Source organism: Halobacillus sp. K22, assembly GCF_052246795.1.
GTDB lineage: Bacteria > Bacillota > Bacilli > Bacillales > Halobacillaceae > Halobacillus.
Genome location: NZ_JBQQCN010000001.1, coordinates 128,536 through 154,959 on the forward strand (window position 1 = coordinate 128,536; position 26,424 = coordinate 154,959).

A 26,424-nucleotide genomic window follows, 5' to 3' on the forward strand; every position below is an offset into this window, starting at 1 on the left:
AAAAAGTAGCTGTTAAAAGATATGGTTATTTTTTAATATCTAGAATCAGTAATAAAGTTATTATGTTATACAAGAAGCACAGCCTCGGCCTTTGTGATTCCGCTCTTCACTTTGATGATTTAGATATGAACTCCAGCAGGGTGCCTCTTGATTTTATACCCTCTTGAAAAAATAATAAAGTTTAAAAATAAAAGAAGGAATTTGCTGAATTATGTAGAATATAAACCTTTGTGAAAAATTATTGAAACGAGGTGATAGCTCCTTTGCAATCAATAGCAAATTACGCTCGGGATTTACTAATCTCAGCGATTCAGCAAACAGCTTCAGATATCCATTTTACTCCCTTTGCTGAAAACGCCAGTATTTATTTCAGGATTCATGGTAAAAGAATTTCTCATTCTACCCTCCCCTTACCACTCTATCAAAAACTTCTGGCCTATTTTAAGTTTACCTCCGGAATGGATATCGGTGAAATTAAGCGCCCTCAAAATGGCACCCTTCAACACCGAAGTGAACACTCTATCTTTGACCTCCGCCTCTCCACTCTTCCTATTACAGGAACAGAAAGTCTTGCCATCCGCATTCTCACACCTATGGACCACACTCCCTTAGAGCAGCTTTTCCTTTTTCCATCCCAGCTTAAAAGAATTGAACACTGGCTAAACCATTCAAGTGGTATGATCCTGTTTACAGGGCCGACAGGAAGTGGAAAAACCACTACTCTATATGCTCTTTTGCAAGCTTTAATGAACCGCAGTTCGTTTCAAGCCATAACCCTTGAAGATCCAATTGAAAAGAATTTAAACAACATTATCCAAGTCCAAGTGAACGAAAAGGCAGGTATAACCTACGATACTGGTTTAAAAGCAGCTCTTCGTCATGATCCAGACCTGCTTATGGTAGGAGAAATCAGAGACCGTGATACTGCTCACTTCGCATTTCGAGCTGCATTGAGCGGACATCTGGTTATAAGTACTATTCATGCAAAGGATGCCTATGGAACTCTTCGTCGCTTAAGAGAAATGAATATCCCTCAGGCAGACTTAGAGCAGACCTTAATTGCCATTGCCGCACAGCAACTTGTACCTATCCACGGAGAGGGGATGCTGCCTAGACGAGCCGCTATCTTAGAATTGCTGGATGGCAGCCTTTTAAGCTCTTCTATTAGGGATATTTCTCCATCCACTCAAAATCGTTTTCAATCGTTTGCTCACTTAAGGAGGAAGGCTTATGCCCTTGGATTCTTAAATTATTCGTAAACTTAACCCAAAGAAAATCTAAACTCCCTGTTGCTATTCAAATTCTATTTTTCCACCGCTTAAGCCACATTCTTCACAAGGGTTATCCCTTATTGGAAGCCTTAAAGATGACAGGATGGGATCCCTCATTGAGGCCATTGTCAGATGAACTTAACATCCACTTATCTAAAGGAGAAACCATCGATAACGCTTTCCTTCATGTTCACTTCTCACCACTGGTAACTAATTTTCTGTATTTTGGAAGAGTACATCAAGATCTTCCAGCTATGTTTAAACAATGTGAAGAGCTTCTAAAAATGAAAAAAGAGTACTCGCACAAATTATTTCAAGTTCTGCGCTACCCTCTGTTTCTTTTACTGTTTTTAATTGCTGCTTTTAGTATTCTAAAACATACAATTCTCCCTAATTTTCTACTCCTTTTTCAAGGAGAAGATTCTTCTTCCCTCTGGTTTATGATGGCATTAGATTACTTTATCAATGGAATTGTGATTTTATCAGGAGCTTTGCTAGTTGTACTTATGATTATGAAATTAATTCTCCCCAGACTTTCCCTAAATACGCGTATTGAGTTGTACGAAAAAGTCCCCCTTCTAAAAATTTACCATTCCTTTATGACTTCTTTTCTTTTTACTACTCATCTAAATTCCCTATTTAAAGCCGGTCTCCCATTAAAACAATCACTTGAAATCATGAGTAGCCACCACCGATATGAATTGTTGTCGTTCTACAGCGAAAAAATCATTCTACAGCTTGCCGAAGGTAAAACTCTGGGGCAATCGGTACACAGCTGTTCCCTGCTAAAAAGTGAACTAACCAATTTATTTCACCAAACAAGCGATATAGAAGCGCTAAATCATGAACTAGAGATGCTTTCTGAATTTTTTATAGAGTATGTACAAGAAAAGATGCTCAAATGGATGCAAATGATTCAGCCTCTGTTCTTTATTATTATTGCAGTTATTGTGGTCTGTATCTATGCTTCTATAATGCTTCCACTCTACCAGTGGATGGATCAAATATAAACCCGGGAGTGATAACTTATGAAAAACGAAAAAGGTTTTACATTAATTGAGATGCTGATTGTACTGCTCGTTATATCTGTACTGATGATAATCACGATACCAAACTTAACTAAAAACAACGGGACAATAAGAGATAAAGGCTGTGAAGCCCTTGTAATTACGGCTCAGGCTCAAGCTGAAGCTTATTCTATAGAAAACGATGGAAACTATCCTGAAGAACTATCTGACCTAGTTGACGGTCAATATTTAAAACAAACCACCTGCCCTGATGGAGGCGTGCTCGGATATGATTCAACTTCCGGTGAAGTCTCTGCTCCTTGAAGACTCAGGTCTTTCTAAAGGATATACAATCAGTGAAGTTCTAATTGTTCTTGTCTTCTGGTCCATTCTCCTTATAAGTATTGTTCCTCTCCATAATCGCACGTTTCATCACATTCAATCCTCTCACTTCATATCACAACTGAAAGATGATGTATTATTGACTCAACAACTTACCATGCAGGACCATCTCTATTATAAGTTGTTTTTTCGACCAAATTCGAATGAATATCTGTTGTATGATCAAAAAAATAATACGACCATTTTTCGACGATCGCTCCCTGAAAATTGGAGAATGCAACTTCTTTCCCTTGAATCCACTGTCCGATTTAATGAAAATGGAGTGGTTACAAAACCGGGTACTATGAAAATTCATACGCCTCAAACCATCTTCAAGATCGTTTTCCCTTTCGGAGCAAGCAGGTTAACTATTGAAGAACTCTAATGGATTTACTTTAGTTGAAACGTTTACAGCACTTAGTCTGCTTCTTTGTCTTATCATCTTTCTCCTCCCTTCCCTAAGCCACATACGTTTACTGCAAGAAGATCTGGCTACTGAAAGAAAGGCCATATCCTATCTTCATGATGAACTGCACGCCCTTTCCTATAACAGTACAAATTTACCAAGTGTACACCCAGTCTCTCAAGATTCTCGTTTCATGATTCAATTTGAAGAAAAAAAAGGTCTTATTGAAGGCTGCGTTACGTGGAAAACGCACTCAGAGCAAATAAAGGAAGTATGTTTATATGGCAAAGGTCCATAACAGGGGTTTTACCTTACTGGAAACTTTGATCAGCCTCGTCATTATTTCCATGATACTTTCTCTTTCTTTTCCGTTATTTCGTATGATGTCTAATAAGGATTACTATGAGGAATTATCTGTCCAGCAACTGTTTTCTTTTTTACAGGAAGAAGTAAACAGAAGTCGTGAAGTAGAAGTGATTTCTAACACCATCTTAATTAAAGATGCTATAAACCGTAAGATCATTATTGAACAATATCAGAACCTTATAAGAAGGAGAGTAGACCTTTCTGGCCATGAAGTTTTATTGCAAAATGTAGAGGGCATTCACATAACCACTCACAACCACTCTATAATGGTTGAGGTTCATATGGAAGGCGGGGGTGTTTATCAGAAAAATATTCATAGAGCCGTTCCTTAATCAACAGGGAATCATTTTCCCATGGGTAGCTGGGATAGGATTTATCCTCATTTTTCTCACTATAAGCTCTGTGCAGCACTACCAGAACCACGTCTTATTTAACAATACCTACACTTCTTATATTGTTAGACAGAATTTACTGGAAACCGCCCAGCAAAGTTTAATTATGCGCTGGAAAGAAACCTCCCCAGAAGAAATCCCTTTTTTCAGTTTAAATACGCCTAACGGAAAAGCTCAGGCCAACTGTAATAGAGAAAGTGATGACATCGTTCATTGCAGATGGGAAATAACATACTACTCTGCAAACACAAAATCCATACACACTTATTATAAATTAATTAAGACGACGAATTAATAAAAAATCATCGCATTCCCACAGATCATGGTTTGCGATGATTATTTAATCGAAGTTGGCCATATCGGGTTCCTCTTTCATACCGTAATTTATGAAATACTTGCCGCGTATTCAAGTTTCTGATTTGTAATGCCCCGTAACCCTTCCACATCATATCCGACAACTAATCTTTCTCCATCAGTCAGAATTGGACGTCTTAAGAGTTTTGGTTTTTCAATTACTAAGTCAATAAACTCGTTTAAGGAAAGATCCTCTACATCCATATCCAGAGATTTAAACTCTTTACTGCGTTTAGCAAGAATTTCGTCTATTCCATAAGTGGTTAAAGATAAGATTTTCCTTAGATCTTCTACTGTCGGGGTCTCCCTAAACAAATGCTGCTCATTGAAATCAATTCCCTGACTTTTCAACCAAGACTTGGTACGACGACAAGATGTGCAGCTTGGGTAGCTGTAAAACCTTAACTCTTCCATTTACACCGCTCCTCATAAAATATTTAATGTATTCAGTTGTACAGTTATTGTATAACCTTTGTACAATATTTTAAACGTACTTTTCATAATTTTCAATTGAAAGTTTTTCCTTATCCCATTTAGGGGTAATGTATAGGGAGTCTGCTTATGCATATAATGTAAAAAGAATGCTAAGCGATTTATTTACAATTAAGATTTGGTCGTTTATAATATTAATGATAGTTTATCGAAGGAAAAGGAGGGGGAAAAGCATGGATCGTATGTTTAGAGTGCTAGCCTTTTGGACAGGTATTTTTGCTGTCATGTTTTATGCAGGCGATATGATGGAGGCTTCCTTATTATCCCTTGCCCAAACGGCTTTTTTCCTTACTGTGGGTTACCTTAAACTGTCTGAACGTATGTATGTTTACATATTTTTCTCATACCTGACAGTTTTCATGATCGGTTTTACTTATTATTCTTCATTTATTTTAGTGCCAGGTTTTGGAGGACACTAAAAAAATCCTGTTATCCGGTGGATAACAGGATTTTTTTATTCTTTTTCTAAGTGAAAAAAGGGTTTTCTTTCCTTTCCTCTTCGATCGTAGTAGGCATTCCATGCCCCGGATAAATACGCATGTCATTCCTTAAACTGAATAATTGATTTTGAATACTATCCAGCAATTGTTCTCGATCTCCTCCTGGTAGATCCGTTCTTCCCATACCTCTTTGGAATAAAGTATCTCCTGCTATCGTAAAGCGCTGTTTTCTAAATACGAAAGATACACTTCCAGGAGAATGACCAGGAGTGTGGCGGACTTCAAAAGAAAAAGGCCCTATTTCCATCTGACCGCTTTCAAGCGGATAATCTGCTGGCCGGGCTGTAATTTCTCCCATTTGAAAAAAGCCAGAACCGTTTTTTGATGGATCGCTCAGCCAGTCACTTTCTGCTTTGTTCAAATAAACAGGAACATCGTAAGCTTCCCTTACTGCGTCTACGACACCTATGTGATCGAAGTGGGCATGAGTTAACAACACCCCTATAACCTTTAACTCTTTTTCCTTTAAAAAAGCTTCTAATTTTGGAAAATCTCCCCCTGGATCCACGACTAGAGCTTCTTTATTCTGATGGACAATGTAAGCGTTTGTAGCCATTGGGCCCAATGGCAACCGAGAAATATTTAACAATGTGTAGACACCTCTCACTAAATTTAATAAAATACGAATAGATAACTCGACAATTTCATTTTTATATTATAAAATGAATAAGGATTGAACTAAGCTACATACAGTATAACATCCTTGTTATGGGGATGATAATAAAGAAAAGGGATTTAGGGGGTGCTGATTTTGGTCACAGCTATTCTTCTTTTACTCGTTGCAATTTTATGTGTAATTGCGGTGTTCCGTGAATTGAAAACTAAAAACTTCTTCGCCGTCTTATTTGCTGGTGCATCAGCATTAATGTTCGGTTGGTTCTCAGTAATGACAATTTACTCCAATCTTTTTAGTTAATGAATTAAAAAAGTGTGATACTCAAACGGGTATCACACTTTTTTTATGGTTTACATTCCTTGTACATTCTGTATAAGCATCATCATTCAACTAGTCTCCAGGCTCTATAAGCTGTTTACTTTTGTTAAAGAAATACCTGTACATAGCCAGAGTTACAAACATAGCACTTATAGATACTGAAGAAAAAATACTTAAAGATATAACCAACTGGTATTTAATAGCCATTACTGGTTCAACACCTCCAAGTATCAAACCAGTCATCATTCCTGGAAGCTGTACCAGGCCAATGGTTTTTAAACGGTCCACGTTTGGAATCAGCGCAGCATGCAGCGTTCTTTGTACAATTAAATGAGAAGCTTGTTTAGGTTCTGCTCCCAGCGAAAGCGCAGCGAGTAGCTTCCCATTATTATCTCTAAACTCACTTTTCATTCTTTCTAAGGCAAGGCCCATGGCCACCATACTGTTTCCAATTACCATTCCGCTCATAGGAATAACTTCTGAGGGTCTGAATTGTATCATGTCAAAGACCAACCACATTGTAAGAACGCTGGCCTCTACTAATAAAAGACTTAAAAAAATGACAGGTAGTACAAAGGGTAGCTCTTTTCCTTTTTGTCTCGCGTGAAAGGTAGCAATAATAATCATAATTCCTACCATTAAAGGAATCCCTATATTAGCAGGGAGATCAAATAAATATGTTAATATGTATCCAATTGCAAATAACTGGACAGTGCCCCTGAATGCAGACCATAATACATTTTTACCCAGTCCTAATTGGTAGAAATAAGACAGAGTTAAAGGGACAATTACAAAAATGATAAGAAACAATAAAGACTGATTTGATACTTCTGGCGCCAAAGCGTTCACATCCTCTATCCTTCAATAAATTTAAGCAGTTTTTCGTTTTCGGGGTGGTCGAACATTTCAGGAATTGCTCCATCCTCCTGAAGAACTCCATCCATAATAAATAGACCTCTGTCGCCCAGTCTTCGGGCCTGATTCAAATTATGAGTGACCATTACCATCGTCAAGTCATGTTCCTTAATTAATTCTTCCAACACCTCTTCAATTTCCTCAGCGGTTTTATAATCAAGTGCACTCGTAGGCTCATCGAGCAGCAGAACTTCAGGTGAATTAGCAAGCGTGCGTGCCAATGATACGCGCTGCTCTTCACCACCGGACAAATGGCTTACATCTTTATGAAGATAAGATGATGGAAGCTGTACGTAATCCAGAAGAGTCTCCGCATGCTTGTCTTCCCACTCCCCGAACAACGTAGGGCCATACTTAATATTATCTAATACTGTCCCCGGAAAAAGATGGGGAGCCTGTAGGACCAGACCTACATTTTTTCTGAGTTCCGTAACTGGATATTCTGTTATTGGTTTTTCATTAAAATAAATGGTCCCACTATCGGGCTCACTTAAACGGTTAAATAAATATAATAAAGTACTCTTACCCGCGCCTGATGGGCCAAAAAGGATGACTTTCTCATTTTTTTCAATCGTAAATGTAAGATTATTTAGTGGATCTTGACTGACATTCTCAAAACGAAACATAAAATTACCTCTCTTTAATTATTGATCATGTTTGTATCCTTACCCTGGGAGCACAAAAAATATGTAAATAAATATTAAAAGCCGTCATGAAAAGATTCATGACGGCTTTTAGATTTACTATTATTGATCTTCATTCGGCCCAAAATCATAGAACCGGAACAAATCACCGTAGATAATATTGTCTGAATACTGTAGTTCCTGATCAACCTTTTCTTTAATAGGAGTACACTGTTCTTCATTCTCTTCCTCTAACGGTGCGCCGCTCTGACGATCGAAACAAGTTCCATCTGCAAAGACATATTTCTCACTGACAAAGCTTCCATCTCTCATAGCAATGAAGTCCTTCCCTTTATCTGCAAACATATTGTCTCCAAAGGTAAGATCTTCTTCATTATTTATTCCTAGTAAATGCAGCAGAGTTGGTTTTACGTCAATTTGTCCAACCACTTCTTCTCGTACTTCCCCATTTTCATATCCTGGGATATGAATCATAAAAGGTACACGTTGAAGTTGAGTATGCTCATAGGCGTTAATTTCTTTTCCTAGAAACTCTCCAATTGCTTTATTGTGGAATTCACTAATTCCGTAGTGATCCCCCATTAACACAATGATTGAATCTTCATAAATACCTGAAGCCTTTAACTCCTGGAAAAATGACTGTAATGCTTCATCCGTATAGCGTGCTGTCTGAAAATAATGATTCAGCGTCTTAGAACCAGAATCGTACTGATCAATATTCGCTTTTTCTTCTGGCAATTCAAAAGGAAAATGGTGGGTTAATGTTATAAACTTACTGTAGAAAGGCTCCTTCTGTTCTTTCAAGTACTTAATGGACTGGTTAAAAAAAGCCTTGTCCTCAAGTCCCCAGCCAAACGAATTTTCTGGTGTAACTTCAAAGGATTGTTCACCATAAAATTGATCGTAACCAAGATTGTCGTACATGACATCTCTATTCCAGAAACTCTTGTTATTTGAGTGAAAAACAGATGTTTCGTAGTTTTCGCTATTTAAGATTTCCGGCAGGGAATGGTACTCATTCTGAGCATGAGTGAAATAGACGGCTCCCCTCCCCAGCGGATATAAAGAGTTCTCTACGATAAACTCTGAATCCGAGGTTTTCCCTTGAGCTGTCTGGTGATAAAAATTCTTAAACCAGATAGTATCTTTACTTTCTTTTAGGTCGTTAAGGAAAGGGGTGGCTTCTGTACCATTTATTTCAGAATCAAATAAGAAGTTCTGAAAAGATTCAATGCTGACAAAAATCACATTTTTATCTTCTGCAATTCCGTATAATGGCACATCCTTGTTATTGCCATCCGGAGAGTTACTGTCCAAATACGATTCGATTTCGCTGATTTCACTTCCGTCTGCAAGTACACGCTGGGCTTTCGTTTTAGTCTGCATGGAAGCATCGTATAAATGGTAGTTGTACACACCAATATTCTTAACAAGGTATTCTCTATCAAAAGCGCGCACAAAAAGCATAGGCCGCTCCATTTCAGCAAGTACCACGTTACCAGCTAGCAGCAGGAAAGTAACAGCTGTAGCAGCAATTTTACCAGAATGAGGTAAACTAATAGATAAGTCAAACTTCCTTTTACTTAAATACCAAATAATTGCAACATCCAAAAACAGAAGGATATCCTGCAAATGCAGGAGTGTTATAAAGCTTCCGGTTAGGTCTGCAGCATTATTCCCTTGAAAAAGAACTGGAATGGTAATAAAATCAGTAAAATTCCGATAAAAAATTAAATTAATAAACAGGATGAGGGATCCAATAAGAGAGGTCCATCGTAAATACTTCATCTGTCTTGCAGGAGTGAGCCAAACGCTAATTGCGAAAATGAGGTAGGCACTTGCGATTGGATTAATCAGCAAGATGAATTCCTGTAATGGATTTTCAATGGATAAGTCGAACATAAACCGGTACACTAAATATGTCTTTATTCCAAATAAAATCGTAGCTATTATAAATAAAGGCATGCGAAACTTATTCATTTGCATGTTGGTTCCTCCTCAAAATACACCCATCTGGTCAATATTTTTACTTTTATTTAACCAGATCATCTAGCTTCCTTTACAATTTCCACTTATACTGTTTTATTAAACAGTTTCCTTGTATATGACGAAAATTCTATCACAAAAGTTTCAAAAAAAGTAGGTTTTTTAATATTTGTTAGCTGATTGTTAAGCGCAGGTAATGCACTTGACATTATCCATTAAATGGTAATAAAGTGTAGGTAAATATAGAATAATAAAGGTGGAGCTGGCTAAGCTCCACCTTTTACTGATTAGCTTTAACTAGAAAAGCCCCTCCAATTACCCCGGCATCATTTCCTAACTTAGCTACATCAAAGCTTGTAGCTTCAAACGTTCTTGGCAAAGCGTATTTTTTATAAGCTGCTTTTAGAGGATCCATCAATTGGCTGCCAGCCTGCGAAACACCACCGCCAATAATAATCTTTTCAGGATTTATCGCAATTGCAAGATTAGCGATTGTGATTCCCAGCAGGTCTGTAACCTTTTCAATTACTGTTACTGCCGCTTCATCACCCTGCTCGGCTGCTTCAAATACATCTTTTGCTGTCAGCTGATCCGAAGGGATGTTTTGTAAAGTGCTGGCAGGAGCGCTTTGGATAGCTTCCTTCGCTAATCTTACAATACCTGTGGCTGAAGCCAGCGTTTCCAGGCAGCCAGTTTTACCGCAATTACAAGGAGCCCCTCCTTCAGGTACTACGGTAATATGCCCAATTTCACCGGCAGTACCATTAACTCCGTTTAAAATCTCACCATTGGCTATAATTCCGCCCCCTACACCTGTACCTAAAGTTACAGCAATTAATTCTTCGGCTCCTTCACCAGCTCCCAGCCACTTTTCTCCCAGAGCGGCAAGATTGGCATCATTATCTACCCATACAGGAAACCCGGTCAATTCACTTAATATTGCTCCAAAATCATAATTCTTCCAACCAATATTTACCGCCTCATGGATAAAACCACTATTTGGATCCACAAAACCAGGGGCTCCGGCACCAATACCAGCCACTTGCTTCTTGTCAATATGTAACTCTTCTAAAGAACTCTTGAAGGCTTGATGAATATCCTCAGCTATACCCTCTCCTCCATTCTCTCTGTTGGTTTCAATTTCCCACTTTCTTACGATTTCCCCATTATGTTTAATCACGGCGAGCTTTACCGTAGTACCGCCAATATCAGCGGCAAGAAAAATATTCTTCTCCATTTAATTTTCCTCCCCTTGCAGACGATCTTTTTCCTTAGCTATTTCTCCTCTTAATAATAAAAGAGCCATTTGAAAGTCTTCTTTCTCCATACACTGGGAGCGATAAAGTTCCTTTACTTCATCCTCCATCAGTTCTAAATCAGCCAGTCGATCGCCAACGTAAATAAAAGTACCGAACTTTTTTAAATGCTGTTGAATATCATAAATCGTTTTCATATTTTTATCACCTAATTCATTATATCAATAGCAGCGTAGATTGAAAACGTAAAACCCTGACCTATTTATCGGTCAGGGTCTTTTGGATGTAAGAAAGCGGGTCTTCTATTCTTTAATGGTATTGGAGAACGGAAGAGCACATCTCGGAATGGTTTCCAGGAAAAAGGAAGAAACGGCCATAAATAAGGCGTTTTAAATGTCTGCATATGCGATAGATAAATAAGCCAAAATGTAATTCCTATAACATATCCTTTTACTCCTAAGAAACCTGTAAGCAGTAATAAAGCAAGCCTTGATAATCGATCAGCGAGTCCAATCTCATAACTTGGGGTTGCAAAGGTACCTATTGCTGCTAGAGATAAGTACAATACCACTTCACTAGAGAAAAGGCCCACCTCCACTGCTACTTGCCCAATCAAAATAGCTGCCACAAGTCCAAGTGCTGTAGCTAATGAAGAGGGCGTATGAATAGCGGCCATCCTCAACATATCAATTCCTATTTCAGCAATTAAGAATTGAAGGAGCAGTGGTACTACTCCTGAATCAGTCGGTCCAATGAATGATAAATTTTCCGGCAGAAGGTCAGGCTGCATGGAAAACAAAAAGTAAAGTGGCAGAATGAAAATTGAAGAGATAAACGCAATGAATCTTATCCAGCGTAAGTAGGCACCTACGAGCGGTTTCTGACGATACTCTTCTGCGTGCTGCAAGTGGTGCCAGAAAGTTGCCGGCGTGATCATAACACTAGGAGAACCATCTATTATGATAAGGATATGTCCTTCATACAGATGTGCTGCTGCAGTGTCAGGCCTCTCGGTATAACGGATAACAGGATAAGGATTCCAATGCTGACCGCTTATGAATTCCTCAATAGTTTTTTCTGCCATTGGCAGCGCATCTGTATCTATTTCCCCAAGCACTCTCTGCAAATGTTCAATACGTTCAGGATCCGCAATATCTTTTAAGTAACATAAACAGACATCTGTTTGTGACCTGCGTCCTATTTGAGTATATTCCATACGAAGAGACCGATCTCTAATCCGCCTTCTAGTAAGCGCGGTATTAAACACAATCGTTTCCACGAACCCATCTCTTGAACCTCTTACTACCCTTTCTAAATCAGGTTCTTGTGGACCGCGCACAGGATAAGTCCGCGCATCAATCATTACGATTTCTTCCATACCTTCAACCACTAAGGCCGTCGGTCCAGCTAAAACCGTGTCCGCTGCTTTATTTAGATCTTTTTCCTTATCTAACTCAATATAGGGAAGGTGAGTCTCCAGCAGCTTAGTTAAGGGATCAGGATCTAATTGGTCAGGATCCAGTCTTGAAAGAAGCTTCATTAAATAATGAAGGATATCGTCTTTAACAAAGCCATCAACCATAAATAAAGACATGCCTCTCCCTGCATAAACAAGATCTAAATGAATCATATCAAAACTTTCTTCCACCCCAAGACGATCGCGGAGGTAGGCTACATTTTTTTCATAATCCTCAAATAAAAATTGCTTATCTTCCATATCGCACCCTCTTCCATTCCTCATAGAAGTTAGCTTTTGTTAAATTCAAGAAAACATACTCATATAAAAGAATTGAGTTCCACCTTACTTAACTTTTAACGCATGTCCACCTCTTTTCCTTCATAACTATCTATATACTGCTTAATCATTGGAATAGGTGACGTAAGGAGGTGACCTTATGAAAAAAGTATGGCTGTACTGGGTATTCGTTCCGTTAGTATTTGTCATTGTACTTGCACTATATTCAAATTATTTCCGAGATGATGCTGTAATTAAATACTTTCCACTTGCTCAAGGAAGCGCATTTAGTTCTTATGAAACTAAATTACAATTTGAGTCTCAGCAAGATGAAGATGAGTACGAAATAAAATGGGAGATGCTCTCAAAGAGCAATCAGTCTATGTATTTAAGACAAGACGTATCATTAATATATGTTAACGGAAGGTTAAAAGGAATCATGAATAAGTGGAAGGAAAATGCTGATGTAATTCACAAAAAAACCAGCCTTCATGGAGAAGATAGTCAAAGGTACGAAGCAATTAGTTTTCATCATGGGGAAATCCATGAAGGAGAAGAACCAATTAAGAGTATTCAAGCTACTTCTAGCGACACTCTCTATGTAATTGATTCACCGCTAAGCAAACGGTCCTCCTTTCATGTACCTTCCACCCCTGAAGAAAAAGAGTGGAAAGAGACACTGGACCATAGCATTACACAACAAATCGAAGCCCAATGGAACGAATTGCTCGAGTATTATCAAATTCCTAAAAATCAATACACCCTTGTGCCTTTAACACAGCTTGGCGCATTTAAGGAACAACCCTTCCCAGGCACTACAGAAGAGAACTACGAACGTATAAAAGGTCAGTTATGGGAAGGACTGTATAAAAATTATATTATGGGCATTTCAGATGCCGAATCTTCTCATCCAATTCAAAGTTACATCCCATTAATTCTTTTTGATAATAACGGTAAACATTTAATGGTTCTGTTTGAAGACGATAGAGGTAAAAAACATCAATTGATTCAGTACTACTGAAGTTCCTCGGATAAGTCCTGAAAATCTTGGTTTTCAGGTCTTAAGTCTGCTGCTATTTGGGCATGCTCGGAAGCTTTATTTTTCTCTCCCTTCTGCTGATAAAGCAGCGCTAAATTATAATGAGCTTCTCCCATATCAGGGGAGAGCTCAACAACTTTTTGTAAATCTTCAATCGCTTTTTCAGGCTCGCTTAATTTATTATAAGCGTAGGAGCGATTAAATCTTAATTGTGCTTCATATCTACCAGGATCGGCCAAAGCTTCAGTGGTTATCGAAACCACTTGAGTATAGTTTCCACGTTCATTAAGATCCTGGGTTTCCTGTACTTGTCCCATTCTTTCGCCCCCGTTAAATAGCCCTTCACTTCCAATAAAAGCCATGGCACAGAGAAGAATAATATAACCAGAAAGCGCAGTTAATTGGACCCATTTGTCGTTTCGCTTTGGCAAATTAAAGGCGGCAGAAGCAATAAAACCACCAATCAAACCTCCCATGTGAGCGCCATTATCAACTTGAGGCACCATAATTCCAAATGCAATATTTAAAGCGATAACAAAAAGTAAATTCCAGCCCATCGTTTTAAAAAACAATTGGCTATGACGAACTCCAAAATACAGTAAAGCCCCAAATAATCCAAATATGGCTCCTGAGGCACCGGCTGCTACATGGGGATTTAGCATGAAGCTGGCAACCCCTCCGAAAACCCCGGCGAACAGATAGATCACTGAAAAACGCCAGGTTCCATAAATCCGTTCTACTGCAATGCCAATATAGTACAAAGCGAGCATGTTCATAAGTAAGTGAAGCAAGCCTATATGAAGAAACATGGAGGAGCCTATTCGCCACCATTCTCCTTCCATGATGGCAGGGTTATACTTTGCCCCAAATTCAATTAATGTAGAAACGGATGTCGTACTGCCTTGAGATTCCACAAACATGAATAAAAGAATATTCACAGCTAATAAAATATAAGTCATCATGGGTTTGCCGAATTGGAATAAAGACTGGACTTCCTGTTGCTTCTTCCGGTGACTGGATACAATCTGCTGCTTTAAATAAGGAATCATGGCCTCCATTTCATTATGTGATATCCTTTGTTCCAGCATAGGCTCCTCTAGTCTTAAGGCTTCATAAAACCGCTTCCGTTCGCTATTTTTAAGTTCGTCTGAAAAATAGTATAAATGTACTTTTAGCTTCTTATCCTCATTCATTTCTACAACCACATTTTCCCATTCCTCCACAGGAGGAAATTCGGAAACATAAACGGTGTGCAGAATGACATTCCCACCACGATAAATTTGCCTATTTTGCTTAAGCTGTTGATATGTAACTTGAAGATCTCTTTTTAATTCATTTCTCCAATTTATCTGCTTATGTTTTATTCGGATTACATGGTTTTTCCACTTACCTGCATATTCAAGCCAAGCTTCTTTTTGTTCTGTGTTAATATGAAGAACCTCACACCCTTGATTTAGCACAAGGTCATGAGTTACCTTCCAGAAATAAAAATCCTGTTCGATAAACATAGACTCACCTCCCTGATCCCTTTAATCATATCACGATAAAATCATTAGTCGCCATAAGTAGGATTCACAAAAAAAGCTGCCTTTATGGCAGCTTGAAGTCAACGTCTTTGAAACATCTGGGCAAGTAATCTCCTTCTTACCCACGGAACACTCATTGAAGCCTTAACCATACCTCTTCTGAGTAAAGGTATTTTTGTAACAATATCCAGTAAACGATAACGAAATTTATAAACTCCAAAAACAACGGAGCTCACTACTGCAGTCCATTTCAGAATAGGGCGCAACTCATCCACCTCATTTTTGGCATTAGTCGATGAGTCTATCTTTCACCAGATCCCCCCTCGTTATTCATCTTTATATTTTCTTAAGACAGGTTCCATCGTCTCTTTTAAAATAGATGCGGATCTGCTGAATTTTTGTTTCTCTTCAGAATCAAGGTTTAACTCAATCACTTCTTTAATCCCTTTACGATTAATGATCGCCGGCACCCCAATATACAAATCCTCTACTTCATACTCTCCTTGTAAATAACCTGAAATAGTTAATACAGCATTTTCATTGTGTAATATCGCACGCGTGAGGCGCACGAGCCCCATAGCTATTCCGTAGTGGGTTGCCCCTTTACGCTCAATAATATGATAAGCAGCATCTCTAACTTGTGCAAAGATGGAGTCGAGATCCTCTACATGATAGGTTTCAGGATGATCCTGTATGCGATCAAATACAGAACGTCCCGCCACATTTGCATGACTCCAAACGGGTAATTCAGAATCACCATGCTCTCCCATGATATAAGCATGAATATTTTTAGAGTCCACTTCGAAGTACTCACTTAATTGAAATCTTAGTCTAGCTGTATCCAATATTGTTCCAGAGCCAATCACTCGATGGACAGGAAGTCCTGAGAACTTCCAAGTCATATAAGTTAGAATATCCACTGGATTAGTAGCTACTAAGAAAATGCCGTCAAAGCCGCTTGCCATAACTGAATCAACAATGGACTTAAAAATTGATGTATTTTTTTCAAGTAGATCTAAGCGAGTTTCCCCGGGCTTCTGGTTAGCACCGGCCGTAATAACAACAATATCAGCGGTACTGCAGTCATCGTAACTGCCAAACCAAATTTTCTTGGTGGAAGGTGCAAAGGCTAATCCATGGTTTAAATCCATGGCATCTCCTTCAGATTTATCCTTATTTAAATCAATAAGGACTAATTCATCAGCAACTCCTTGATTCAATAAAGCAAACGCATAACTTGAGCCTACTGCGCCCGTTCCTACCAAGGCCACCCGATTTACTCTTTCCATTCCATCATCTCCCTTGAATATGGTGCTTTCATTGTAAATCATATAATAGAAAATATAAGCCCTGAACGCTAACTCTTCATGAATATTTTGTTAAGGGCGTCTTGTTTTTGATAACCCGTTTTCGGTAAGTGTATGCTCCACTCTTTGGTCAAACTTCTCTATCGGCACAGAAGGCACCTTTTGTGCTTCAGAAGCGATCATAATCGTTTCTCCATAAAATTCATTCAAGAACCTGTCATAATAGCCCCCACCATAACCTATTCTGTATCCATAATCATCAAAAAGCAGTCCAGGCACTAAAAGTAAATGAATTTCATCCTTTTCCACATTTTCTGCTACTGCCGGATCAGGTTCTTTTAACCCGAAATAAACCGTCTCCAACTGACCATAGTCTTCCAGTTTATAGAAATTCATCTCTCTAGTCTCAGGAATACACTTTGGAACAACTACCTGTTTATGTTCCTTCCATGCCTGATCAATAATTGGGTATGTAGACCATTCATGCTCCTGAGAGATGGTCATTCCTATAGTTTGCGCATTTTTCCATAGATCGCTTTTGAATAAATGTTGATATAAAGCTGTTTGAATCGAGTCTTTATTATCTTTAGAAAGGTTATTTAATGTTCGTTTTCCAATTTTCCTCCACTCTACTTTGTCCATAACTCCAATCTCCTTTTAAAATTGGCTATCTAAAATAGATAAACGTATTATTCTCTTGAAGCGTTAGATATAAAAAAAACAGTAGGAAATAATCCTACTGTTTTTATTTAGTCTCACGGTGCAAGGTATGTTTACCTAGGCGGGGACTGTATTTACTTAGTTCCAAACGTTCAGGGTTTTTACGTTTGTTTTTTGTAGTAATATAATTACGGTCACCTGTTTCAGTACAAGCAAGTGTAATGTTTACACGCATTGTCTATCCCTCCAAATTCAATCTTTTCACTATATCATCTATTTCATCAGACTTTATTAATATTAACAAATTAACTTAATCGTTTCAAGCATGATTTTGCGAGCCCAAACGTATCTTAGAGATTCTGACTAAATAGAAATACCGCGATTAAAACTACAACCTTCTCTCTTGATAAGCAAAAGCTGTTCATTAAGAACAGCCTTTTGCTTCTTATTTATTTAAATCATACGATTGACCTTTTACAAGGTAGAATATATTTTCACCTATATTCGTAATGTGATCGGCAAAGCGTTCAATATATCTTGCCACGTAAGAAATTTGCATAATGTGTTGAATTTGCTGTGGGTTTATAGCAGTTAATTCTAATGTTTCCCTTACAATTTCTCCATATTTCCTGTCGACCACATCATCCATTTCTGCCAGTTTACTTGCTAAAGATATATCCTCATATTCAAAAGCTTTAATAGCTAAGTCTACCATATCCATGGCTAGTACAGCCATTTCTCTGAGCTCAGGATTAATCTCAATTCCATGCTCCTCGCCCAGGTGAATGGTAGCCTTTGCAATATTCGTGCCGTGGTCAGCCATACGTTCCAAATCAGATGATATTTTGATGGCTGTTATTAAACGTCTTAAATCCCGAGCGACAGGCTGCTGTTTAGCAATTAGCAAAATCGCATCTTCGTTTATTTTATCTTCCTTGGCATCAATAATTGCATCATCTTCAATGATTTCTTTGGCTTTACTTACATCTCCCTGATAAAAAACATGGATCGCAGTATCCAGTGAATACTTAGAGTCAAGAGCAAGTTCTTTTATCTTTTCTTTCAGATCATTTAGTTCTTCTTCAAAATGGTGGCGTATAGAAACCATTATCTTCCCCCTCACTCTCGTTCTTAACCGAACCGTCCTGTAATATAATCTTCAGTCCGCTTATCTTGAGGGTTTTGGAACAAATCGTCTGTTTCAGCGAACTCAACTAATTCTCCGTTCAGGAAAAAAGCCGTTTTATCAGAAATACGGGCAGCTTGCTGCATGTTGTGCGTCACAATAATAATACTATATTTCTTCTTAAGCTCCTGGACAAGTTCCTCTACTTTTGATGTAGAGATCGGATCCAGGGAGGAAGTTGGCTCATCCATCAGAATCACGTCAGGTTCAACGGCAAGTGCACGAGCAATACATACACGCTGCTGCTGACCACCGGAAAGACCATACGCATTTGCATCCAGACGGTCTTTCAATTCATCCCAAATGGCAGCATCCTTTAAGCTTTTTTCAACAATCTCATCGAGAACTTCTTTTTTCTTAATTCCGTGTACTCGTGGCCCATAAGCTACATTATCATATACCGACTTTGGAAATGGGTTCGGGGATTGAAAGACCATTCCTACTTTAGTTCTTAGATATTCCTGTTTAAAGTTTCCACTAAAAATATCTTGGTCACGATATTTAATGGAGCCGGAAGTTTTAACAATCGGCACCATTTCCACCATGCGGTTTAACGTTTTTATAAAGGTGGATTTACCACACCCAGAAGGTCCAATAATAGCTGTTACCCGCTTCTCCGGGATGTCCATATTGATTTCATAGAGAGCTTGATTGCTTCCATACCATAAATTCAAATCATCCACTTGCATGACATTTTTAACCTCTGTTTTTTTCTGTTTCTCTTTTTTCTCAACGACAGGTTTTGAAGTTACGCCCCCTGTCCTTTTCTCCTGTGTTTCTTCACTGATTTTAGTCATTGTGAAACCCTCCTCATCCTTGATTAAAGACGCTGTTGAAATTTATTACGAATCAATACGGCAATCGAGTTCATCAATAGCAGAACGGCTAAGAGTATGATAATTCCAGCTCCGGCAACAAACTGCCATTCCTCTTGCGGTCTTGCGGTCCAATTATAAATCTGGATAGGCATAGCCGTATATTTTGCAAGCAAAGAGTCCGGAAGCGCATAAATGGCTGTAGCAGCTCCTACAATTATTAATGGGGCTGTTTCGCCTATAGCTCTTGAAAGGGCAATTATCGTACCCGTTAATATTCCTGGTAGCGCTGCGGGCAGAATCACGCGAGCAATTGTCTGCCATTTAGATGCCCCCATTCCTAATGAAGCCTGGTGCAAGTCAATAGGTACAGACCTTAAAGCTTCCTGAGAAGCCACCACAATAACCGGAAGAATCAGCAACGCCATCGTTAAACCTCCGGCAATTAGCGTATATCCAAAGTTAAAAATATAAACAAAGAATGTAAGACCTAGTAAACCAAACACAATGGAAGGAACCCCTGCCAGGTTTGAGATGTTCACTCTAATAAATTCAGTAAATTTGTTTTGCGAAGCATATTCTTCTAAATAAATGGCTGAAGCTACCCCGATAATAACAGAGAAGATCGCAACTATAGCCATTAACATAATTGAACCTATCATCCCTATCCAGATTCCTGCCTCTTCTGGGTAAGGAGCTGGACCACTTGTAAGATAATCCCAGCTTAAATAACCAATTCCTTGAGTCAATACGCGGTAAAAAAGCAGTACTAGAAAAATAAGACCCACCGAGGTAGCTAGAAAGAACAGCCCCATCATAATCTTATTTTTTAATACTCTTCCTTCCATCCGTTTCTTGATGCCTTCTTCATTTTGTCCAAGCATTAATATTCCTCCCTGAACTTACGTGAAATATACTGTGCTAACAAGTTCATACCCAGAGTGAATACGAATAACGTCATTCCAACTGCATATAAACTGTAATAGATCGTAGAGCCAAACGTTGTATCCCCCGTGGCAGCCTGTACAATAAAAGCTGTCATTGTCTGAATAGACTCTGTAGGGTCAAACGTTAAGTTCGGCGTAGCTCCAGCCGCAATCGTTACAATCATCGTTTCACCGATTGCTCGAGAAATTGCGAGTACAATCGAAGCCACAATTCCAGAGAGCGCCGCTGGAAGTACTACCTTATATACCACCTCAAGCTTTGTTGCTCCAAGGCCGTATGCTCCTTCACGAAGTGCATTTGGCACAGAGTTCATGGCATCCTCCGATAAAGAAGCCACCATAGGAATAATCATAATACCAACAACAAATCCACCGCTTAAAGCGTTGAAAATGCCGAGATCTGGAATAATACTTTGGAACATGGGTGTTACGAACGTTAAAGCAAAGTAACCATAAACGACCGTAGGGATTCCTGCTAAAACCTCTAAGATAGGTTTGATAACACGTCTAACTTTGTCATTAGCGTACTCACTCAAAAATATGGCAGACATAAGACCTAACGGTACAGCAGTTACTGTGGCAATCAGTGTAATAAGTAAAGTTCCTCCGATAAGAGGCGCCACTCCATATTCACCAGACCACGGAGACCAGCTTGTCCCTGTATAGAAATCAATCATAGACACATTAGAAAAGAAACCGATCGACTCACGTAATAAAGTAAATAAAATACCGATGGTTGTTAATACACTGATAATAGCGCACAATAGTAAAAACCACGGGATAACCTTCTCTATACGCTGTCCAAAAGTGGTCTTTTGTTTATTTCTTTCAATTAAATCCTGGACATTCAATTTATTTCCCTCTGATTGTAAACCTTTGTCCATTGTCAAACTCCTCTCATCCATAAGGCAAGGTGAGACCAGTACCTGGTCCCACCTACCCTTTTAGATTTTAAAATTCAATTACTCAGCCCAGCTTTTTGCCTTGTCAAGCTGTTCTTGGTATTTTTCTTCAGGAAGAGCAACATATCCAACTTCTTCAGCAGCTTTTCCTGCATTGTTTAAAGTGTACTCCACAAAGTCACGAACTTGTGGTTTGTTTTTATATGCCTCTACATTCACATAAGTGAATAGTGGTCGTGATAGTGGTGTATAAGAGCCATTTTGAATTGTTTCACCAGAAGGTTTTACAGGTTCAGCATCCCCTTCAGCAATCCCTAGCACTTTAAGAGAATCCTTATTCGCTGCATAGTAAGCATAGCCGAAGAACCCAATAGCGTTAGGATTGTTTTCAATACCACGTACTAGAGTATTATCATCTTCAGAAAGAGTAGTATTTTCTCCTTCTTTCATTGGTTTCTCTTCTAGAACTACTTCGTTGAAGTAATCGAAAGTACCTGAATCATGTCCTGGAGCGAAAATTTCAATTTGCTCTTCAGGCCAGTCCGGATTGATGTCAGACCACATTTGTGCATCAGAAGATTCAAGGAAGATCTGTCTAAGCTGTTCAATGGTTAGGTTTTCAACAAAATCGTTTTTTGAACTTACTGTTACAGAAAGACCATCGAATGCAAGTTCTAGAGGCTCAAGCTGAACCCCATTTTCCTCTGCTTGTTTCTTCTCTTCTTCTTTAATTTCACGGGAAGCATTACTTAGGTCAATTTCACCTTTAGTGGATTTTTTGAAACCACCACCGGAACCTGAGCTGTTTAGAGATGTTTCAACTTCTGGAGCCTCTTCACGATAGCTATACGTTAGGTTTTCCATGATTGGGTACACAGTAGAAGAACCGTCAATTGCGATTGGACCAGAAACTTCTTCTCCAGATTCTTCAGAAGAACTGCCCTCACTGCCTGAACTTTCTTCCGTGCTAGAGTTTTCAGAACCGTTTTCTCCTTCTCCGCTAGCATTGTCGCCAGAACCGCCGCATGCGGCAAGTACTCCAAGCACTAAAATAAATGCAAACATTAGTGCTAAACTTTTAAAGTTTTTCATTTCTTTCTCCCCCTATTTCTAAACATGTATTATGTGATGCCGGCTTGACCAACTCACATCCTATATATTAAAGACAGAGTTTTAAGGACATATAAATCAAACGTAAAGGTTTTGTAAATTGGTCGGTTTTTATCGTATTTTTTATTTTTAAAGCATAATCGAGTAGGAGGAGGTGACTAACCTTCGTCCTCTCACACCACCGTACGTACGGTTCCGTATACGGCGGTTTCATAAAATTCAACGTGCTTTCAATGATTTCAAACCCATACGTTGCCAATAATGATCATCGAGTGTGCGGTGGAGAATAGGGCTGCTGGCTATACGCCAGTAGCCTTTTCTTGTGTTTCCCCATTCATAGGCTTTCGCCTTTGTCACTCCCAGGGCTATTAAATTCTTCACCTTCGTCTTGGGCAACTTCCATTCTTTCCATCGAATCATTCGGAGTCTTCTTCTCAACCATTCCATCATTCTTTTGAAGACAGAAGGCGTTTCGGCCAACTGAAAGTAGTTATACCATCCGGTAAGAAATTCATTGATTTTCTTAATTCGGTATTTCATATCGGCACTCCACTTTCGACTTGTCAATTGGCGTAGACGTTGTTTGGCCTTGTGAACCGAATCCTTATGGACGCGCACTCTAGCCTTCCCTTTCACCGAAGGTGTAAAGCTGAACCCGAGAAACTTACGTTTCCACGGGCGGCTCACCGCACTTTTCTCTCGGTTTACCTTGAGTTTTAACGTCTTTTCGAGGAAAGTTGTCATATTCCTGAGGATTCGCTCAGCGGCGCGTTTGGAACCTGCATACATTTGGCAGTCATCGGCAAACCGAACGTAGCGAATCCCTCTGCATTCAAGTTCTTTGTCCAGTTCATCGAGCACAATATTAGAAAGAAGAGGGCTTAATGGACTTCCCTGAGGTGTTCCTTTTCGGTTTGGGGTCGTAAGCCCACCTTCCATAATGCCTGCTTGAAGATATTTTCGGATAAGACTAAGCACCCGAGGGTCTTTAATGCGGAAGCTTAGCGTTCGCATCAAGCGGTCGTGGTTCACTCGGTCGAAGAATTTCTCGAGGTCGATGTCCACCACCCAGGTGTATCCTTCATTGATGTAGGACTTCGCCTGTCTCATCGCATCATGTGCTCGCTTTCCCGGCCGGAATCCATAACTTTGTGTGGAAAACGTTGGGTCATACATCGATTGAAGATAGAGATTAAGCGCTTGTTGGATCGTACGATCCATCACCGTTGGGATACCTAACTTCCGGTTGCCTCCGTTCGATTTCGGGATTTCGACTCGACGGACGGGAGACGGTTGATACGTACCCTTCAGAAGTTGATCGTGGATGGTGTCCCATTCTTCCGAAATCTGAGTTTTCAGTTCGGAGGTGGCAACCCCATCAACGCCATGACTTCCTTTATTCTTAGTCACCTTGAGATAGGCGGCATTCATATTGTTTCGGTGTAGGATGCTTTCCAACATATTTTCGCTTACCCTCCACGTGACCATTTCGTTCTATTGTGTGGCATCGATCTTCCACCCCAGTTACGCCCTCGAAGACTTCACTTCTCTCTCGTAATTGGTTGATATATTCTGTGTCATCAGATGATGCGTACGCCAGAGAAATGGTACTCATTTTTATGATTCGGCCCTTCCCTCACCTTCCGGAAGATAAGGTACTATGGCTTCGGCTGACTTCTGATGGTTCAGCGATTCCTTAGGAATCGGTTACCGCATGTGTACGGCTTGTCCATCAGACCTCCCCGGGTAAAGGTATAAACTTCCTTTCCATATCCCCGTCTCATTTACTGCCTGCCCCTTTGGTCGTTGGGGCTTCGTCTTGTTTTGCAGACTCCTCCCAGACAGACAGCCTTCTATGAGATTCGTATTCCTCGGGGCGGAAATTTGTCTTCAGCTTCCTTCAGATTCCAGGTCTCCCTGGACACCCTTGCCTTTGACTAACAGCTACAACGACCTTCGCCGTTCGGGACTTGAACCCTAGAGTTTATACCCATGCCGGGCACACAAAAAAGGCTAGCCGAAAGGGATTCGGTTAGCCTTTAATCAATTTATATATTTATTATTCCGTTGTTTCTTCAGTGTTTTGCTCAGATGGTTGTGCTCCGACACCTTCTTTTTCTCTTTTTTCCTTTAAATCGAAATAAGCTTTTCCTATACGTGCTCCGATCTTATTACTAACACTGGTGGTGGGAGTATCATTACCCAAGTATGGAGTAACAACAGAGAAAGCAATTTCAGGATCATTGTGCGGAGCATAACCGATTAAAGTTTTATTCAATAAGTTATCCTCCAGACGATAGGAGTCCCCTCCATTTACAGGTATAGATTTAGACGCTTCTGCTGTTCCTGTTTTACCTGCCATATTATATTTAGCATAAGGGGGATCGGAAAACACGCTGCTTGCTGTACCTTCACTCGTTTGGAATACCTGCCTGAACCCTTCTTGCACACGTTCAATGTAGGTAGAGTCCATTTCCAGCTGGTTAATGATTTCGGGTGTGTACTCTTTATAGATTGGTCCTAACCCTTCTGAAGAAGTCGAAGGATCGTGGATTTGCTTTACCAGCTTCATTTTAAGTCTGCTACCTCCATTGGCTATGGTAGATACGTACTGATTTAACTGCATGGCCGTGTAAGTGCTGTACTGACCAATCGCAAAGTCCAGGATATTACCATCTGCCGGGTTATCTCCTTCAAAGCCGATTGCTTCGTATGGGAAATCAAGACCTGTTTCCACCCCTAAACCAAATTGATTAAAGTTATACAAAAAGGTTTGAAAGGTATCATTTTGCAAACTAATAGGCCGTCCATATTGGTAATCAAATTCTTTACCTAAATACATGGCAAGAAAATACATATAAACGTTGGATGACTGTTGAATAGCCTCTATATCATCCACAACTCCTATATTAGGAGTATAGGATGCCTTCTCCCGGTCAGAAGAGATTTTTATGGCACGGTCATTTACAGTCTGTCCAGGGTCAATAGCTCCCTCGTGTAAACCGGTTAAAATCGTTGCCCCTTTGACCGTAGAACCCGACATATAAGCATTATAGACCGCCTGGTAAGAGGTGTCCGAGAAACGCTCTTCTCCTTCTTCCAAGTTTCGATTATACTTTTGGCCAGAAATGGCTAGAATCTCACCAGTTTTGGGATTAGACACCACGGCTACTGAATTCTCAAGATGCTTATTCTCATTAGGTGCCTGCTGGATAGCACTCTCTAGTTCTTCACGCAATATTTGGTCTACTTTTTCCTGAAATTCCACGTCGAGAGTGAGAACTAAATCTTTCCCCCTCTCCCCTTCACGGACCACTTTTGAATCAACTACATCGTTATTTTTATCAATTTCATACTGAACTTTTTCTTTAGTTCCCTTTAACACCTGTTCATACTGCTGTTCAAGACCGCTCGTTCCAACCCGATCGTTTCTGCTGTAGTCCAATGCCATAAAGTAATCTAAATTATCGCGAGGGATTCCCTGCTCTCTAGAGGTTATGTTCCCTATATAACTTCTGAAAGTATTTCCATATAGATATTCTCTTTCCCAGTCAGAAGTAACGTTTATTCCAGGGAGAGTCCCCAAATGCTCCGCCACTGAAGAATATTCTTCATAAGAAATGTCTGAATTCTTTATAATGTGAGGAGACAGAGCGTATGCTTTATCCAATTCTTTTTTAATGGCGATAACTTCCTTAGTTTGATCGTCATAAGAACTTACTTCAGATTCTTTTATACTGTCAAGCTGAAGCTGGTAAATTTCACCATTATCCATGTTCTCTGTACTTTTATCTGCTATACGCTTAACTACTTCTTCTCTATTTTCCAAAAAGAAATATTCTTTTAAGTCCCGAGTGCTAAGCCTGTCCTCAAACTCCATGCTAATATACTTAGCCAGCTTTTCAGCCAGCTCTAGACGATCTTGTTGTTTTACACCCTTAGGAGGAGTATAAGTTATCGAATACAGAGGTTCATTGTTGACCACTACCCTTCCATAGCGATCGTACATTTCTCCTCTTGGCACAGGTATATTCGTTGTTGTATTTTCTGTTCGATCAATTTCATCCTGGGCTTCTTCTCCATTAAGGATTTGAACTACCCCAAGCTGAAGGATAATCGCTCCGAATAATAAAAATACAATGAAAAAAACAATATTCAAGCGAAAAGGAAGGTGGGTTTTTTTCTTTCCTGAATTCTTATCGCTGTTCATCAATGTCCTCCCCCAATTTCCACAAAATTCTTCCTATATTATAGCATTATTTTACTCCTATATAATAGACATGCTATGTGGGA

The 26,424-nt window shown here is 39.4% G+C and carries 28 protein-coding genes; 9 read left to right on the plus strand and 19 right to left on the minus strand.

Going from position 1 to position 26,424, the window contains the following annotated elements; all coding sequences use genetic code 11:
• The first annotated feature begins 263 nt into the window (after positions 1 to 263).
• The 6 genes from comGA to comGF are packed head-to-tail and all read left to right on the plus strand — an operon-like array spanning position 264 to position 3,763.
• A complete protein-coding gene (comGA, locus tag ACTWPM_RS00645; RefSeq protein ID WP_443131137.1) occupies positions 264 to 1,259 on the plus strand; it encodes a competence type IV pilus ATPase ComGA in 996 nt (331 codons plus the stop codon).
• On the plus strand, positions 1,241 to 2,281 hold the full coding sequence (locus ACTWPM_RS00650) for a type II secretion system F family protein (RefSeq protein WP_443131319.1): 1,041 nt from the start codon (positions 1,241 to 1,243) through the stop codon (positions 2,279 to 2,281). The genes comGA and ACTWPM_RS00650 overlap by 19 nt, the downstream gene beginning before the upstream one ends.
• An 18-nt stretch (positions 2,282 to 2,299) precedes the next feature.
• Entirely contained in the window at positions 2,300 to 2,602 is a 303-nt protein-coding gene (gene comGC, locus ACTWPM_RS00655) for a competence type IV pilus major pilin ComGC (RefSeq protein WP_443131138.1), read from the plus strand.
• Positions 2,568 to 3,044: a competence type IV pilus minor pilin ComGD gene (comGD, locus tag ACTWPM_RS00660; RefSeq protein ID WP_443131139.1), complete on the plus strand. Its 477-nt coding sequence runs from the start codon at positions 2,568 to 2,570 to the stop codon at positions 3,042 to 3,044. Before comGC ends, comGD begins: the two co-directional genes overlap by 35 nt.
• Positions 3,031 to 3,363, plus strand: coding sequence for a hypothetical protein (locus ACTWPM_RS00665; RefSeq protein WP_443131140.1), 333 nt, complete (start codon positions 3,031 to 3,033; stop codon positions 3,361 to 3,363). The genes comGD and ACTWPM_RS00665 overlap by 14 nt, the downstream gene beginning before the upstream one ends.
• Positions 3,347 to 3,763, plus strand: coding sequence for a competence type IV pilus minor pilin ComGF (gene comGF, locus ACTWPM_RS00670; protein WP_443131141.1), 417 nt, complete (start codon positions 3,347 to 3,349; stop codon positions 3,761 to 3,763). The genes ACTWPM_RS00665 and comGF overlap by 17 nt, the downstream gene beginning before the upstream one ends.
• Before the next feature lie 444 nt (positions 3,764 to 4,207).
• Here comGF and ACTWPM_RS00675 read toward each other — a convergent pair whose 3' ends face one another.
• A complete protein-coding gene (locus tag ACTWPM_RS00675; protein WP_443131142.1) occupies positions 4,208 to 4,591 on the minus strand; it encodes a Spx/MgsR family RNA polymerase-binding regulatory protein in 384 nt (127 codons plus the stop codon).
• A 251-nt stretch (positions 4,592 to 4,842) separates the two neighbouring features.
• Here ACTWPM_RS00675 and ACTWPM_RS00680 point away from each other — a divergent pair, with 251 nt between their 5' ends.
• Complete coding sequence (locus ACTWPM_RS00680; RefSeq protein WP_443131143.1) at positions 4,843 to 5,088, plus strand: DUF2626 domain-containing protein; 246 nt, start codon at positions 4,843 to 4,845, stop codon at positions 5,086 to 5,088.
• Between the two features lie 46 nt (positions 5,089 to 5,134).
• Here the strand turns inward: ACTWPM_RS00680 and ACTWPM_RS00685 are convergent, their stop codons facing one another.
• Positions 5,135 to 5,758, minus strand: a complete 624-nt coding sequence (locus ACTWPM_RS00685; protein ID WP_443131144.1) for an MBL fold metallo-hydrolase — start codon at positions 5,756 to 5,758, stop codon at positions 5,135 to 5,137.
• Between the two features lie 162 nt (positions 5,759 to 5,920).
• Between ACTWPM_RS00685 and ACTWPM_RS00690 the strand changes: the two genes are divergently transcribed.
• The gene (locus ACTWPM_RS00690) at positions 5,921 to 6,085 is read left to right on the plus strand and encodes a DUF2759 family protein (protein ID WP_065814012.1); all 165 of its coding nucleotides are present in this window, start codon (positions 5,921 to 5,923) and stop codon (positions 6,083 to 6,085) included.
• Between the two features lie 90 nt (positions 6,086 to 6,175).
• Here the strand turns inward: ACTWPM_RS00690 and ACTWPM_RS00695 are convergent, their stop codons facing one another.
• The 6 genes from ACTWPM_RS00695 to ACTWPM_RS00720 all read right to left on the minus strand — a co-directional run bounded on the left by ACTWPM_RS00695 (position 6,176) and on the right by ACTWPM_RS00720 (position 12,621).
• Entirely contained in the window at positions 6,176 to 6,943 is a 768-nt protein-coding gene (locus tag ACTWPM_RS00695) for an ABC transporter permease (protein ID WP_443131145.1), read from the minus strand.
• A gap of 14 nt (positions 6,944 to 6,957) precedes the next feature.
• Positions 6,958 to 7,644, minus strand: coding sequence for an ABC transporter ATP-binding protein (locus ACTWPM_RS00700; RefSeq protein WP_443131146.1), 687 nt, complete (start codon positions 7,642 to 7,644; stop codon positions 6,958 to 6,960).
• A gap of 120 nt (positions 7,645 to 7,764) precedes the next feature.
• Positions 7,765 to 9,648 carry an LTA synthase family protein gene (locus tag ACTWPM_RS00705; protein ID WP_443131147.1) on the minus strand — a complete coding sequence of 628 codons (1,884 nt, stop codon included), beginning with the start codon at positions 9,646 to 9,648 and terminating at the stop codon, positions 7,765 to 7,767.
• 280 nt (positions 9,649 to 9,928) lie between these two features.
• Positions 9,929 to 10,885 (minus strand): ROK family glucokinase, encoded by a 957-nt coding sequence (locus tag ACTWPM_RS00710; RefSeq protein ID WP_443131148.1) that lies wholly within the window; start codon positions 10,883 to 10,885, stop codon positions 9,929 to 9,931.
• The gene (locus ACTWPM_RS00715; RefSeq protein ID WP_443131149.1) at positions 10,886 to 11,101 is read right to left on the minus strand and encodes a YqgQ family protein; all 216 of its coding nucleotides are present in this window, start codon (positions 11,099 to 11,101) and stop codon (positions 10,886 to 10,888) included.
• Positions 11,102 to 11,166: 65 nt separating this feature from the next.
• The gene (locus ACTWPM_RS00720; RefSeq protein WP_443131150.1) at positions 11,167 to 12,621 is read right to left on the minus strand and encodes a spore germination protein; all 1,455 of its coding nucleotides are present in this window, start codon (positions 12,619 to 12,621) and stop codon (positions 11,167 to 11,169) included.
• A gap of 178 nt (positions 12,622 to 12,799) precedes the next feature.
• Between ACTWPM_RS00720 and ACTWPM_RS00725 the strand changes: the two genes are divergently transcribed.
• Positions 12,800 to 13,660, plus strand: a complete 861-nt coding sequence (locus ACTWPM_RS00725; protein WP_443131151.1) for a hypothetical protein — start codon at positions 12,800 to 12,802, stop codon at positions 13,658 to 13,660.
• Here the strand turns inward: ACTWPM_RS00725 and ACTWPM_RS00730 are convergent.
• From ACTWPM_RS00730 to ACTWPM_RS00780, 11 genes are all read right to left on the minus strand, one after another.
• Positions 13,654 to 15,186, minus strand: a complete 1,533-nt coding sequence (locus ACTWPM_RS00730; protein WP_443131152.1) for a rhomboid family intramembrane serine protease — start codon at positions 15,184 to 15,186, stop codon at positions 13,654 to 13,656. The genes ACTWPM_RS00725 and ACTWPM_RS00730 overlap by 7 nt on opposite strands.
• A 344-nt stretch (positions 15,187 to 15,530) precedes the next feature.
• The gene (locus tag ACTWPM_RS00735) at positions 15,531 to 16,493 is read right to left on the minus strand and encodes an L-lactate dehydrogenase (protein ID WP_443131153.1); all 963 of its coding nucleotides are present in this window, start codon (positions 16,491 to 16,493) and stop codon (positions 15,531 to 15,533) included.
• A gap of 90 nt (positions 16,494 to 16,583) precedes the next feature.
• The gene (locus ACTWPM_RS00740; RefSeq protein ID WP_443131154.1) at positions 16,584 to 17,153 is read right to left on the minus strand and encodes a 5-formyltetrahydrofolate cyclo-ligase; all 570 of its coding nucleotides are present in this window, start codon (positions 17,151 to 17,153) and stop codon (positions 16,584 to 16,586) included.
• 103 nt (positions 17,154 to 17,256) lie between these two features.
• Positions 17,257 to 17,406, minus strand: a complete 150-nt coding sequence (gene rpmG / locus ACTWPM_RS00745; RefSeq protein ID WP_014643761.1) for a 50S ribosomal protein L33 — start codon at positions 17,404 to 17,406, stop codon at positions 17,257 to 17,259.
• Positions 17,407 to 17,616: 210 nt separating this feature from the next.
• Positions 17,617 to 18,279 (minus strand): phosphate signaling complex protein PhoU, encoded by a 663-nt coding sequence (gene phoU / locus ACTWPM_RS00750; protein WP_443131155.1) that lies wholly within the window; start codon positions 18,277 to 18,279, stop codon positions 17,617 to 17,619.
• A 23-nt stretch (positions 18,280 to 18,302) separates the two neighbouring features.
• A complete protein-coding gene (gene pstB / locus ACTWPM_RS00755) occupies positions 18,303 to 19,154 on the minus strand; it encodes a phosphate ABC transporter ATP-binding protein PstB (RefSeq protein ID WP_443131156.1) in 852 nt (283 codons plus the stop codon).
• A gap of 23 nt (positions 19,155 to 19,177) precedes the next feature.
• The gene (gene pstA, locus ACTWPM_RS00760; protein WP_443122073.1) at positions 19,178 to 20,056 is read right to left on the minus strand and encodes a phosphate ABC transporter permease PstA; all 879 of its coding nucleotides are present in this window, start codon (positions 20,054 to 20,056) and stop codon (positions 19,178 to 19,180) included.
• Entirely contained in the window at positions 20,056 to 21,003 is a 948-nt protein-coding gene (gene pstC / locus ACTWPM_RS00765) for a phosphate ABC transporter permease subunit PstC (protein WP_443131157.1), read from the minus strand. The genes pstA and pstC overlap by 1 nt, the downstream gene beginning before the upstream one ends.
• A gap of 78 nt (positions 21,004 to 21,081) precedes the next feature.
• A complete protein-coding gene (locus ACTWPM_RS00770) occupies positions 21,082 to 22,113 on the minus strand; it encodes a phosphate ABC transporter substrate-binding protein PstS family protein (protein WP_443131158.1) in 1,032 nt (343 codons plus the stop codon).
• Positions 22,114 to 22,350: 237 nt separating this feature from the next.
• A complete protein-coding gene (gene ltrA, locus ACTWPM_RS00775) occupies positions 22,351 to 23,592 on the minus strand; it encodes a group II intron reverse transcriptase/maturase (RefSeq protein ID WP_443131159.1) in 1,242 nt (413 codons plus the stop codon).
• A gap of 598 nt (positions 23,593 to 24,190) precedes the next feature.
• Positions 24,191 to 26,341 (minus strand): peptidoglycan D,D-transpeptidase FtsI family protein, encoded by a 2,151-nt coding sequence (locus tag ACTWPM_RS00780; protein ID WP_443131160.1) that lies wholly within the window; start codon positions 26,339 to 26,341, stop codon positions 24,191 to 24,193.
• Positions 26,342 to 26,424 lie beyond the last annotated feature (83 nt).